Source organism: Granulicella sp. WH15, from assembly GCF_009914315.1.
Lineage (GTDB): Bacteria > Acidobacteriota > Terriglobia > Terriglobales > Acidobacteriaceae > Edaphobacter.
Window position 1 is genome coordinate 1,305,369 of the sequence record NZ_CP042596.1, and the last position, 13,325, is coordinate 1,318,693.

At 58.6% G+C, this 13,325-nt stretch carries 7 protein-coding genes; 6 read left to right on the plus strand and 1 reads right to left on the minus strand.

Features of this window, described 5'->3' with window-relative positions; genetic code table 11:
* Positions 1 to 15: 15 nt before the first annotated feature.
* Positions 16 to 3,393 (minus strand): TonB-dependent receptor, encoded by a 3,378-nt coding sequence (locus FTO74_RS05625; RefSeq protein WP_162537260.1) that lies wholly within the window; start codon positions 3,391 to 3,393, stop codon positions 16 to 18.
* A 286-nt stretch (positions 3,394 to 3,679) separates the two neighbouring features.
* On the opposite strand from FTO74_RS05625, the gene FTO74_RS05630 reads away from it, so the two are divergent.
* The 6 genes from FTO74_RS05630 (at position 3,680) to FTO74_RS05655 (ending at position 13,273) form a co-directional block, all read left to right on the plus strand.
* Positions 3,680 to 4,441 carry a DeoR/GlpR family DNA-binding transcription regulator gene (locus FTO74_RS05630; protein WP_162537261.1) on the plus strand — a complete coding sequence of 254 codons (762 nt, stop codon included), beginning with the start codon at positions 3,680 to 3,682 and terminating at the stop codon, positions 4,439 to 4,441.
* A 75-nt stretch (positions 4,442 to 4,516) separates the two neighbouring features.
* Complete coding sequence (locus FTO74_RS05635; protein WP_162537262.1) at positions 4,517 to 5,932, plus strand: galactokinase family protein; 1,416 nt, start codon at positions 4,517 to 4,519, stop codon at positions 5,930 to 5,932.
* Positions 5,929 to 6,876: a DMT family transporter gene (locus tag FTO74_RS05640; RefSeq protein ID WP_162537263.1), complete on the plus strand. Its 948-nt coding sequence runs from the start codon at positions 5,929 to 5,931 to the stop codon at positions 6,874 to 6,876. The genes FTO74_RS05635 and FTO74_RS05640 overlap by 4 nt, the downstream gene beginning before the upstream one ends.
* A gap of 88 nt (positions 6,877 to 6,964) precedes the next feature.
* Positions 6,965 to 7,447: a GNAT family N-acetyltransferase gene (locus FTO74_RS05645; RefSeq protein WP_255462525.1), complete on the plus strand. Its 483-nt coding sequence runs from the start codon at positions 6,965 to 6,967 to the stop codon at positions 7,445 to 7,447.
* 107 nt (positions 7,448 to 7,554) lie between these two features.
* Positions 7,555 to 9,036 carry an outer membrane beta-barrel protein gene (locus FTO74_RS05650; protein WP_162537264.1) on the plus strand — a complete coding sequence of 494 codons (1,482 nt, stop codon included), beginning with the start codon at positions 7,555 to 7,557 and terminating at the stop codon, positions 9,034 to 9,036.
* Between the two features lie 688 nt (positions 9,037 to 9,724).
* The gene (locus FTO74_RS05655) at positions 9,725 to 13,273 is read left to right on the plus strand and encodes a carboxypeptidase regulatory-like domain-containing protein (protein WP_162537265.1); all 3,549 of its coding nucleotides are present in this window, start codon (positions 9,725 to 9,727) and stop codon (positions 13,271 to 13,273) included.
* Positions 13,274 to 13,325: the final 52 nt, after the last annotated feature.

Sequence of the window (13,325 nt, forward strand, 5' to 3'; positions counted from 1 at the left end):
ATGTTGAAGTATCTGTTAGAAGCGAAGACGTCCGACGAGGAGCAATGTGCGTGGGTCCTGAGCGCCCGTCACCGTACCGAAGGTCTTGGCATTGGTGAGCGACGTTCCCAGACCGGAGAACTGCGGATGGTTGAAGGCATTATTCGCGTCGGCGCGGAAGGTCAAAGTAGCTCGCTCCCACAGTGGAATATCGCGCATCAGGCTGAGTGCCCATACATTCTGTCCGGGGCCGTAGAGTGATGCGCGCGGTGCGTTGCCGAGTGTATCCGCGGGTGTAGTGGTAAAGGCCGCGGTATTGAACCACTTCTGTACCGTGCGCGAGCCGCGGGCGATGGTGGGATTGCCGACCTTGGTTGCGTACTGCCCTCCTGAGAAGATGTTGAGTCCATCTCCCTGTGAGATGTTGTACGGATAGCCCGTCTGGAACTGGGCCACCGTGCTGATCTTCCAATGGCCGATCACCTGGGATACGACCGGTGCATGGGGAAGGAATCTTCCGCCCGCGCCAACGGGCAGCGCATAGACGGCCGACACGGAGAAGCGCTGCGGGATGTTAGTCATCGCCGTGCCCCACTGCGCGCGCAGGTCGTAGTAGTTCTGGACACCGACGGCATCGGCGCGCGACGGTGCATCCACATCGTCGAGCCCGTGCGCCCAAGTGTAAGCGGCACGCATGGAGATGCCGTTGCTCCAGTGGTGGCTCAGCGTTGCAAGCAGAGCTGCGTACGCCGACGCTCCGCCGTTGGTGAGGCCGGTGATGGTGAGGAACTGAGGATAGGGGCGAAGGCTCTGAGCCGCCTTCACGCCCAGGCAGCAGTTGCCGGTAGGAGCAATCTGGTTGATGGGCAGATTGACGGGCTGATGCACGCCATGATTACCCTCGTAGTCGATTTCGGCAATCCAGTTACGGCCAAGGTCCTGTTGGATGCCAAGCTGCCACTCCTGAATGTAGGGAAGAACCGCATGTTGCGGCAACTGGGTCACGTTGGACGAGGGGCTGGTGAGGCTCGTCGGGATCAACGGCTGGCCATTAGGTCCAGCGTTGGCCGAGTAAGCAGGAACTCCTTGGTTGAGCTCGTAAGCAGGAGTGATGCCATCACCGCTCTGGAAGGTTGCGTTGACGGTAGAGGCCGAGGTGAGACCCGTGGTGCCGAAGCCGATGCTGGGCAGTTGGTAGATGCCGTAGCCTCCGCGCAGCGTGGTGTTGTGGAAGGCGTGGTAGTTGAAGCCGATGCGCGGCAGGATGCCGGTATAGATATTCGGAATCAGGCTGTGCGGCGCTCCGTTGTACCCGGCGAACTGAATACCGCCCTGCTTGCCGGTCGTGGGATCGACAACGTTGGGGTTGAAGGTATACATATTGCCGTGCTTCTCAGAGAACGGTCCATCGAACTCATAGCGCAGTCCGAGGTTGATGGTGAGCTTGGTCGAGAGTCTGTAGTCGTCCTGAATATAGCCTGCAAAGTAGTTCAGGTTTTCGTGGAAGATGGTGTCGGTCGTATTGATCGTCGTAGTGGCAGGCAGTCCCAGCAGCAGATCGGCGAGGCCGAGGCCCGTCTGTCCGGGCACAGAGGTAAACGTTCCAGTGAAGTTATAGGAGCCGGAGAGAACGCCGGGAGTGTAGTAGCTATAGGCATACCGCATAAACTCACCGCCGAGCGAGAGCGTATGACGTCCCATCTGGAGGACCAGCGCATCGTTCAGGATGTAGTGTCCATCCCTTGTTCTTCCCAGGGAGCCTGCGCCGAAGTTGGCGTACTCGTTGGTCTTGACCGTGGGGAACTGCGTAAGCGGCACGCCCTTCAGGCCGATGGCGCTTGCATTGGTGGGCAGGGGAGAGCTGAAGTTCTCCTCCGAGACGTAGCCGAGGCGGGCTTCATTGGAGACGCGCGGCGAGAAGATATGGCTCCACGAGACCTCGTAGTGGTCGTCGGTCCAGCCGTTGAACGCAGAGGTATTGGCCACGTTGGGAATGTCGATGGTGGGCTGGTTCCTTGGTCCGTCACGCGAGAACTTCGCCCATATGTGATCGTAGTCGGAGTAGTTATAGTCAATGCGGTCGGCGTTATAGAGATAGCTGCTGACGGACTCAGGAGTAGAGCAGTAGTTATTATTGTTCAAGCTACAGTTGGGCTGCGGGAAGAACGAGGCGATGTTCAGACCAACCTGATCGAGCCGGGCCTTCGGAATAATATTTCCGGGAAATGGCGTCCGCACGGCTGTCTTGCCGACAATCTTCGTCGTCAGAGGGTCGTAGATAGTCGGCGTCGGCCCTCCCTGGGGCGACGGGCCCGAAAAATCTCCATTCAGCTCTGCCGCGGTAGGAACGACGGTGTTGAATGGGGAACTCGCGTGGGTAAGAGTATCCTCCCAGTCGGTGAAGAAGTAGAGGCGATGCTTGCGGCCGTCGAAGACTTTGGGAATCAGGACCGGTCCGCCGATTGATCCGCCGAAGTAGTGGAAGGACGATGGATTGATGACGGTGCCGGGTGCGGTAAAGTAACCCAGTGCATTCAGAGCCTGTGAGTTGTAAGACTCGAAGGCGCTGCCGTGGAACTTCTCCGTGCCGGACCTGGTCGTGGTGAGGATGGCTCCTCCACCGCTCTGTCCGTACTGGGCCGAGAAAGGCGCGGTGAGCACCTGTAGCTCTTCGGTGGAGTCGGGCGTGGGGATGAGGCCGTAGGTACCGTCGACGCCCATGTTGCTGGGCAGACCGTCGATGATGATGGGGTTGCTTACGGGACGGCCGCCGCCGAGCGAGAGGTCATTGACGTTGGAATAGTCCTGGCTGGTGCTGGAGGCGCCGGCAAAGGTCTTGGTGATGAGGAACTCGTTCGCACCCTTGGTTCCGGTGCTCTCGGGCAGGTCGATAAGCTCCTGCGTGCTGAGTTCGCCGCCGATCTGCGGGTTGGTATCGTTGAGCGAGCTGGCAGCGCCGGTAACGGTGATGACCTCGGAGGTCGCGCCGAGCTTCAACGCGCCATCGACCACCAGCTCCTGGTTCAGGACGATGCCGAGATCTCCGGTGACAAACTGGGAGAAGCCGTTCTTTTCGAAGCGGACGGTGTAGGTGCTCGGCTTCAGAAAGGAGATGCGATAGGCTCCGGCCTTGTTGGTTACGGACTTGTACTCGGTGGTGGTGTTGTTCTCGTGCACGGTGACGGCCACGCCCGGCATCACCGCTCCGCTCGGGTCTTTGACCACGCCGCTGATTGAGCCATAGAAGGTCTGGCCGAGGAGAGATTGGCTGGGTGCGAGCAGGGCGAAGAGCAGTACCAGGCCCGTGATGACCTGTAGATTTCGATGGCGTGTGTGTTTGTCACTGACATGGAATCGGCGAACGATGCTGGATCGTAGACCGGAAGCAAAGAAGCTGGAGATGACGCAATTCATAGAAACCCCGAAATTTTGAAGATTCATTCGTAGTGAGGCGGTCGAGAGGGGATGGATAGAGCCGTGACTGCTCCATGTGCGTGGAAGAAGGCTCGGTGTGATTCAACTGTGATAGAGAGACCGTAACAAGAAGGTGTTAATAATGGACAAATTTAAGACTGTTAATGATAAATAATTACATTTATTGTCACAGGGCCAGAAAAGCGTACCTCGGTTCTCTTTCCCGGTCTTTCCGCGTAAAATCGCATTAATTAGCTGCCAAATCTGTGTCGTTAGAATGAGCACTATGAATGAGACCGCAGAAGGGTCCAGGCTGGACTCGATCGTCAAAATGTTAAAAGTGAACACATCTGCTTCGATCGGTGAGATCGCCGAGGCGTTTCACGTATCGCAGATGACGATTCGCAGGGATCTGCAGAAGCTGGTCGAGACTGGGCAGGTCATTCGGATTCCAGGCGGAGCGAGGATCGAGCACTGGCGTGGGGCTGAGCGCAACTTCTTCGAGCGGCTGCAGAATATGTCGCCCGCCAAGCGCAGCATCGGCAGCGCGGCCTCGGCGCTGGTGCACGATGGGGAGTCGGTGGTGCTCGACTCGGGGACGACCACGCTTTACGTGGCGCGGGAGCTGCGCGCCCGGAAGAACGTCGTGGTCTTCACCTTCTCGCTCTCGGTTCTGGAAGAGCTGAGCTCGGCCGAAGATATCCGTGTCGAGCTGACCGGCGGGGTCTATCGCTCGAGCAGCCACGACCTCATCGGGCACGCGGTGGCGAAGAGCCTGACCGCGATCTTCGCGGATACCGTGATCTTCGGCGCGGCCGCCATCTCGTTCACGCGTGGAGTCATGGTTCACGACCCCGATGCCCAGCGCGAGCTGTTGCAGGCTGGTCGGCGGAAGGTGCTCGTGGTCGACAGCAGCAAGGTCGGGACAGAGGCCACCTATCGCCTGTGCGGCATCGAAGACTGCGACCTGATCCTGACCGACAAGGGAATCTCGGCCGAGGATCTCGCGCGTCTGCGCCGCATCACGCAGGTTCAGGTTGCGGAGTGAGTGTTTATTAACGCCCTGTGTACACCTGTTCGGTAGCCTAGTGGGAGAAAGAACCTCCCTGGCGAGCTGGCTGAAATGCGTGTCTTTGAAGATCAGATTGCTACCACGGTTGCCGCGCACGACTTCTTTGCGGCGGACAGGCCGATATGCGTGGCGCGGGCTCCTGGTCGACTGGATGTGATGGGCGGCAACGTCGATTACACCGGCGGTTTGGTGTTGCAGAGCCTGCTGCGCGAGGCGGTGTGGGTGGCCGCGCAGCCGCGGGCCGATGACGTCGTCCGCATCCTCAACCCCGGCGCGGCCCAGTTTGGTTGGGAGTGCTACTTCGAACTGCACGCCAGCGATCTGCGCGACCCGCAGAGTCTGCGCCTGCTGTGCGAGCAGAGAGAGGGCACACGCTGGGGCTGCTATGTGCTGGGCGCTCTTTACTTTTTGAAGAGGAGCTACGGAGAGGGCTGCGAGGGTGGAGTTGACTTATTTATCCTGTCAGACCTGCCTCCGAACAGGGGTGTAAGCTCCTCGGCGGCGCTTGAGATTGCCGCCTTGAAGGCGCTATCGACCATGTGGAACGTGGTGCAACTCGATGGTGTTTTGCTGGCTACGGCTGGTCAGTGGGTGGAGAACGTTGTGGCTGGTTCTGCCTGCGGCATCATGGATCAGGCGGCTATCGTTCTGGGTGAGCAGGACCATCTTCTGCCCCTCCTCTGCCAGCCTTGTCTGCCGTCTTGGCCCATCAAGTTCCCGGCCAACATGCGCATCTGGGGCATCGACTCGATGGCTCCGCGTTCGACGACCGGAGTCGCTTACGAGGCGGCGCGCGCGGCGGCCTTCATTGGCTACAAGTTGATCTGTCAGCGAGAGGGAATTGACGTGATTCCTGAGGAGGGATCGGAGATTCCGCGTTGGACCGACTCCCGTTGGCAGGGCTATCTCTCGAACCTCTCGCCGGATGAGTTTCGTGCAAAGTACGAGCGTTGGCTGCCGGAGTCGATCAGCGGTAAGGAGGTGCTCGCCAGCTCTGGAGAGCACTTCGATCCTTTCACCACGATCCATTCTGATGTCGAGTACCCGGTTCGGGCGGCGGTTCGATACGCGACGGAAGAGAACCTCCGGGTGCGGAGAGTTCGTGAGCTTCTGGAAGCCTCATCATCCGGGTTATCCGACAGTTCTTTGCAGCTTGTTGGTGAGATTCTTGGCCAATCGCATCGTGCTTATGCAGAGTGTGGTCTGGGGTCGACTGCGTGTGACGAGTTGGTGGAGCGGGCCTTGAGGACGGGCTTTCCTGGAGCCAAGATGACCGGCGGCGGTGGGGGCGGCGTGGTCGCGATCCTTGGGCGTCCGGGTGATGACCACGCCGTTCACCGGCTCGCGGAAGAGTACGGCGCTCAGAGGAATGCGCAGCCTTATATCTTCGAGGGCAGCTCCAGCGGCGTCGATGCCTTCGGCGTTCGCACTCTAGAGCTTCTCCCCGCGCTGGAGATGCGGACGTGAGCGTACCGCGAAACTCCCGCCTGGTCTCCGCCTGTATTATGCTGATGGCCGCGAACCTCCTGTGGGCAGGGCAGGGAGTCGCCGTAAAGCTGCTGGCCGGAGCGCTGGACCCGCTCACGATCGCGCTGCTTCCTTTCTGCTTCATCACCATCCTGGGTTTTGCCGTCCTCACGCTTCGCCGCGACTTCGCGCAGAAGTTCCGGGCGGCGTGGAGTCTTCGCCGCGAGTTCTTTCTTGCGGGCATCTGCGGCCAGCTAATGGCGCAGGTGGGCATGACGATCGGCGTTAGCTGGTCCACCGCCTCGAACGGCGCGATCCTCAGCCTACTGGTCCCCATCTTTGGCGCACTGATTGCTGTGTGGCTGTTACGCGAGCGCCTCTCGACGCTGCGTATTGGAGCGCTACTCCTGGGGCTGGCCGGGGTCTTTCTGCTCTCGCCCCTGCGCAGTGTCGCCGGATCGCGTCCAAGACCCCACGAGCTTGCAGGCAACCTCATGATCGTCGTCGGCTGCCTTGGCTCCGCCTTCTACAACGTCTACTCCAAGCGCCTGCTGGATCACTTTCTCGAGATCGAAATTCTGCTCTTCAGCTATCTTTCGACCACGGTCTTCAGCCTGCCGTTGCTCTTTATCATGGAGCCGCACTGTCTGGACCACCTTGCTCAGCTCACGCCCACCCAGTGGGCCGCGCTGGGCTATCTCGCGGTCTTTCTCTACGGCCTCTCGATGGTGCTCTTCCTGCGGGCGCTGGGTACGGTCGACGTGGTGATTGCGTCGGCATCGCTCTACCTGATGCCCTTCTTTGGGTTGATGCTGGCCTTCAGCATCCTCGGAGAGCGTCTCGCCCCGCGGGCGATTCTTGGATCGGTTATCGTCCTCTTCGCGACTCTGATCCTCTTCCGCTTCGATATGCCCTCCGATCCTGCATCGCCCAACTTCCCCTGAATCCCTGTCGGCTCAGTGTTTGTGAATATTTAACGTAACCTTGTGAGCGCGGGGAGTATCCTCTGGGTACAGTAATATCAATGATTTGATGCGCTCGTTGCACGGAATCGCGTTAGGGGCGCAGTTAGAGGATGTTGTGGGTAATGTGAATTATTTTCTCCGCACGCGGGACAATTTTGTTATCTCTACCGATCCGGATCTGCTGGATGCGGATGCTGTCTTTGGTTTTCTGGAGCAGGCGCAGTGGTGGTCCGGCCTGACTCCGGAGTCGCTGGACCGGGCTCTTGGCAACTCGCTCTGTTTTTCTCTGCTCGAAGGCGACAGGCAGATCGGGCTGGCGAGGGTCATCACCGATTACGTGACCTATGCCTATCTCTGCGACGTGTATATCGTCGAGGAGCGCAGAAGGCGCGGCCTGGGATCGTGGCTGATTCGCAGCGTGCTGGAGCATCCGGACCTGAAGCCCTTGAAGCGCGTGGCGCTGATTACGCATGACGCGCAGCCCTTTTATCTGGGCCTCGACTTCCAGTTCACTCCGCATCCCGATAGTTATATGGAGCGCCTGCAATAGGTTGCAGATGTTGCGTGAGATCCTTATGTCTTCCTGATGACTTTCTGCATAGCATCTTTGATGGTGCCTCTGACTGTGTTGAGTAGGGAGGCGCAGGATGGAGAATCATGAGAAGCATAAGCAGTAGGAAGTCTTCGGCCCTGGTAACACTTGTCTTTGCAGCCTGTAGCCTGACGTTGAATGCGCAAGATGTGGATCGAGCGCCGGATGTAGCCTCAAGCTCTTCAAGTGCAGCACCTGATGCAAATCCAGCCCAGACGACTCCCCAGAGCGAGCTAACGCGTGGGGAGTTTTTTCAGCGGCTCGGTCGCTTTTATAACTACGACTGGCATGGCACGCTGCCGTCAGCACCTGCTCCGCAGCGTCGTGCGCTTGCGGCTCCACTGGATTCGCCGCCCTATCCCAGCTCGGATTGGGGCTATGGCGGCTCGCCGCTGATCGGCATACCCGATGGCAATGTGTATCCGCTGATGACGGCGTTGAAGCTGCAGGATCGTCGTACGAAGGTGTATGGCTGGGTGGCTCCGAGCTTCAACTACAGCACCTCGAACAAAAATAACTTTCCCGTCTCGTACGACATCTTTCCAAATAGCGTCGTGCTGAACCAGGCCGTGCTCTACATGGAAAGGCTGCCCGACACGGTACAGAAGAAGCATTTTGACTGGGGATATCACCTCACGGCCTTCTATGGAAACGACTATCGCTTTACGACAGCGAAGGATTACCTGAGCCAGCAGCTACTGCAGAAGAATCGCCGTTATGGCTTCGATCCCGTGCTGGAGTATGCCGATCTGTACTTTCCTGTGAAGGATGGTCTCAATATTCGGATCGGTCGTTTCCTCTCGGTGCCGGGCATCGAAGCTCAGCTTGCGCCGAACAACTACAACATGACGCACTCGCTGCTCTACACCATCGATCCGTTTACCGACACGGGTATCATCGGCACGTTGAAGCTCTCAAAGCAGTGGGTGATTCAACTCGGCCTCTCCGCCGGGCATGACGTCGCGCCTTGGTCCGACGATCGCAAGCCCTCTGCCATTGCGTGTCTGGACTATTCGACCAGAAGCAATCACGACAACTTCTACGTTTGTGCCAACGGCATCAACGATGGCAAGTACGCGTACAACAACCTGCAGCACTACGATGCCACCTGGTATCACAAATTCAACGCGAAGTGGCACATGGCCACCGAGGCCTGGGTCATGTATGAGCGCGATGTGCCGAATGTCGCCGGTAATGTTGCGAATCCCGTGCCCACGGAGATCGGAGCCAATGGAGCTTACTGTGCTGCCGGTCTGGTACGCTGCACTGCGCCGGAGTATGCGGTGGTGAACTACATCAATCGTGAGATCAATCCGAAGCTGACGGTGGGGTTTCGCTCGGACCTGCTGAACGACAAAAAGGGACAGCGCACCGGCATTCAGACCAAGTACACGGAGAACACGCTCTACGCGACAAAGTACTTTGGCAGTACAGTGCTGCTGCGTCCGGAGATCCGATTCGATCACTCGTGGGATCGCCTTGGCTATAACAACGGCACGGCCCGCAACCAGTTCTTTGTAGGTGCGGACCTGATCTACAAGTTCTAGCCGGCGTCTTGTGGAGCGCTCGCAACCTCATGCGGGCGCTCTCCGGTTCTTACTCTTTATCAGCAATCTTTTAGTGTGTTTGGGATAGCTTTCTGCTTGGATTCTGTGGGGGAATAAGCAGGCATCTCGCGCCGCGTGTCAATCGCTGGCCACGCTCTACAGTGGTGAAAAGTACGCTCTAAAAACCTGTAGACGCATTCATGATATGTGATATCTTCAACGAAACATTTGTTAATAACCCAAGTATAAGTGGCTGTTCGGGTTTTTTCCAACCGTCTCGATACGCGGACCAATATTGAAGTCTCATCGCTTCGCATAACCGCAGGTCCTTTCCGGAACAAGCTCGTACACGTATATCGAAAACGGCTGCGGGAGCTGTATATCCAGAGGAGTTTGATGAAGAAGGTTGCAGCACCGTCTCTACTTGTTGGTTTTGCCGGAACAGTCTTCACACGGGCGCGCATCTCCTCGCCGCAAACGGCCTCGGGCTTTCAGTTCGGAGCTGTCCTCTCCTCTACCTCGAACCGGTCTCACTTGGCTAGACCTCGGGTCCTGCTCTTGCAGCAGGCGACGGAAGCATGACCGGAAAATAGCGTGGACCCCCACCACGCAAAGAACATACGCCTTCGATCAGCAGGTCATCTTTCCAACACACAACATCACTAACTCATTTCTTGAGGAGCCAGTCATGCGTCGTAACCACCGGATCATTCGATCCTTCGTAGCCCCTGCTGTACTTGCAGTAACCCTCTCGGTCGGCGGCGTGGGCCATATGCTCGCCCAGGCGGCCATCGGAGGCGGTCTCCGCGGCGCGATCGTGGACGCGTCCGGCGCCTCCATCCCCGACGCGACCATCGTGCTCAAGTCCACCGGCACCGGCGCTGTGCACACGCTCAAGGCATCATCCGCCGGTCTCTTCTCGGTGCGCGATATCGATCCCGGCGTCTACTCGATGAGCGTCACCTCGCCAGGCTTCCAGGAGAAGCGCTTCGCCCAGGTGACCTTTGTTCTGAACGAGATTCGTGAGCTTAACGTGACTCTTTCGGCTGGGTCTGTCTCCGAGGTCGTCGAGGTGCAGGCCGAACAGACCAGCGTCGTCTCGCAGGAGACCAGCGTCGGTACTCTGATCGATGGAGCGAAGATCCGCGATCTCCCGCTCAACGGGCGCGACTTCCAGAGCCTTGTCTTCCTCGCGCCAGGAGCTACGCGTACCGTCAGCTCCACCGGACAGGGCTCAGGCGTCTCCACCGGCGGCGCACGCCCCACGGACAACAACAACCTCATCGACGGTGGTGACGCCAACGATCCTCGCGTGCCCTCGGGCTCGGCCGGTAACATCGGCAACGCCACCAGCTCGGTGCCGATCGACGCCATCGCGGAGTTCAGCGTCATCACCAGCAACGCCTCGGCTGAGTTCGGCCGCAGCTCCGGTGGTATCGTCAACGTGGTCACCAAGTCCGGTACCAACCAGCTCCATGCCACGGTCTGGGAGTATCTCCGCAACTCAGTCTTCAACACCCGTCAGTTCTTCAATCCCGTGGGCTTCAAGTCACCCTTCAAGCAGAATCAGTTCGGCTTCTACGCGGGTGGTCCCATCTGGCGCGACCGGACGTTCATCTCCACGGCCTACGAGGGTTTCCGCCAGCGCTCCACCACGGCCTCACAGATTCCGATCCCGACGTCGCAGTTTCTCAGCGCTCTGACGCCGAACTCTTTGGCCAGCGCGCTCTTCACCTCCGCCTATCCGGCGCAAGCTGGCCCCTTGCCCTTCTCGCCTACGGACCCTTCGACCTGGTCGACCACCATCAACCGCAACATCGCGAACAACGTCGATGCTGATACCGGCTTCGTCCGCCTCGACCACAAGGTCTCGAACAACAACAATATCTTCGCCACCTATAGCCTCGTGGACGCAGTTCCTACGGCAGCTAAGAATGGCGGTAATCTTCCTACATTCGGCGTCGGTAACGTCACTCGTCCCAGCCATATCGTTGTGGCGGATAACCATGTTTTCAGCGCCAACCTGCTGAACTCCTTCCGCTTCAGCTTCCAGAGAACGCCGAGCAACAACCCCACGGAGGCGCTCACCGCAGCCGAGCTTGCAGCCGGAAGCTTTCGCACCCAGGGTCCCAACGCCGGAGCCAACTACTCGGCCAACGTGGGCGATCCCAACGGCTTCCCCACGCTCAGCTTTGCCTCTGCACGGTTCAACACCATCGGCGTCGCTAACAACTTTCCGCAGAACCGCACTCCTGTGGTGTGGAACTACTCCGACACCCTCTCTTACTCAAAGGGCAAGCACGAGATCAAGTTCGGCGGTCAGCTCGCACGCGTCTGGGATAATACGGTCTTCAGCTCCATCATTCGTCCCAGCGTCGCTCTTCTCGACACCTCGACGGTGGCGGCCACGGGCTCTCTGACCGCGGCACAGGCCTCGGCTCAGCAGAACTTCAACAACATCAACAACCTTGCTCTCAACTCGCAGCAGGAGTCCTTCTACACCTCGCCGTCCTTCCGCCAGTACCGTATCTGGGAGCAGGGCTACTTTGTGCAGGACAGCTACCGCTTCAGCAAGAAGCTGACCTTCGACATCGGCCTGCGCTATGAGATCTTCAGCCCCTTCACTGAAAAGAACAACCTGCTCTCGAACGCCTACATTCTCGACGGCAATGGCAAGCCCGAGGCCTGCCAGGGACTTCCTTTCGACGCGAACCTCTCGAACGTAGCGGCCATCAATCCTGCAACGTACGGGATCGGTAACTACTGCTCGCAGTTCAAGAACTTCAGCCCGCGCGTTGGGTTTGCCTATGACGTCTTCGGCACGGGTACGACAGTGGTGCGTGGCGGCTACGGCTACTTCTACGATCGCATCTTCGGCAACGTCTATGGCAATGCGCGCTTCAATCCGCCCCAGACGCTGAGCACGAGCATCTCCTCGGGCAACTACACCGGCGCGATTGCTTCTGCGACCGTCAATACCACTCAGTCCTACACTCTCACCAACATCGACCCGAGCCTGCGTAACCCTGCCACGCAGCACTTCAATATTGCGGTTTCGCAGCAGCTCGATTCAGCGACGGCCCTTACCATCTCCTACGTTGGTGCGCTCGCCGATCACCTGCTAACTACCACTCGCCCCAACTTCGGCACCACCTTCGCGGACGCTTTCCGCCCCTCCAACCAGGGGGCAACCGTTCGCTCCGCCGGTGATATCAGCAATAACATTATTCGCCCACTCTTCAGCACCATGACCTACCACCAGTCCAACGGCACCTCGAACTACAACGCGCTGCTAGTGAACGTGCATCGTCAGATGCGTAAGGGCATCGCAATTGAGGCGTCTTACGGTTGGAGCCACAGCCACGATGTCCTCTCCGATGACGTCTCCGCAGGGGCCGACTCCGCAACTCCGGCGGCAACGCTGGAGAATCTCCTTGCGCCCTACATGGTTCCCAACGGCGCTTACACCAAGGGAACGTCCTGTGCTACAGCGCAGTCCTCGACCGCAGCTTCGGCCGCAGTCCTGACCGCGGCTGTGCAGTGCGCTGAGGGCAACCCCAACCTCACGCAGGCCCAGGCCCAGACCCTCTTCCTCCAAAAGTACGTCAAGTACGCCAACATCAAGACCAACTACGGCGACTCCGCCTTCGACGTTCGTCAGCGGTTTGCCACCAGCGTCAACTACATGCTGCCGATCGGTAAGGGGCATGTCTTCCTAAGCAACACCGGCCCAGTTGTCGACCATGTCATCGGTGGATGGGGACTGGCCTCCATCTTCGACACACAGACAGGTACCCCCTTTATCCCGACCTCGGGTAACGATGCCAATCGCGATGGTGATACTACCGACCGCGCCGTCCTCGTCAAGCCGGTCGCCAACAGAAAGGGAGTCCAGACCAAGAACGTTGCTGGTAAAACACCTACCGTCACTTACTTTTCGGCTGCTTCCTTCGGTACAGGAGACGGAATTGTGGACCCCACGCTCCGTATTCACCGCGGTTATCTTCGCAACCCCGGCCTGTTGAACATGGACTTCCAACTCAACAAGCAGACTCACATCACCGAGCGTTACAACATGCGCTTTACCGTGGACTTCTTCAATGTCCTCAACCACACCAACTTCAGCAACCTTACTCCAAGCATTGCCAGCTCGCAGTTCGGGCAGTCTCTCTCGGTTCGCTCTCTAGGCCAGACCACATCACGCCAGATACAGTTTGGCGCAAAGTTCTTCTTCTAAAAGAAAGAGCCTGATGCGGACTTTATAAATTGCAACGCTTTACCCCGGTCCT

Excerpts from the sequence above, each read along its gene's own strand:
- FTO74_RS05635 (WP_162537262.1), top strand. The coding sequence starts at position 4,517 with ATGCGTGTCTTTGAAGATCAGATTGCTACCACGGTTGCCGCGCACGAC.
- FTO74_RS05645 (WP_255462525.1), top strand. The coding sequence starts at position 6,965 with ATGCGCTCGTTGCACGGAATCGCGTTAGGGGCGCAGTTAGAGGATGTT.
- FTO74_RS05655 (WP_162537265.1), top strand. The coding sequence starts at position 9,725 with ATGCGTCGTAACCACCGGATCATTCGATCCTTCGTAGCCCCTGCTGTA.
- FTO74_RS05650 (WP_162537264.1), top strand. The coding sequence starts at position 7,555 with ATGAGAAGCATAAGCAGTAGGAAGTCTTCGGCCCTGGTAACACTTGTC.
- FTO74_RS05630 (WP_162537261.1), top strand. The coding sequence starts at position 3,680 with ATGAATGAGACCGCAGAAGGGTCCAGGCTGGACTCGATCGTCAAAATG.
- FTO74_RS05625 (WP_162537260.1), bottom strand. The coding sequence starts at position 3,393 with ATGAATTGCGTCATCTCCAGCTTCTTTGCTTCCGGTCTACGATCCAGC.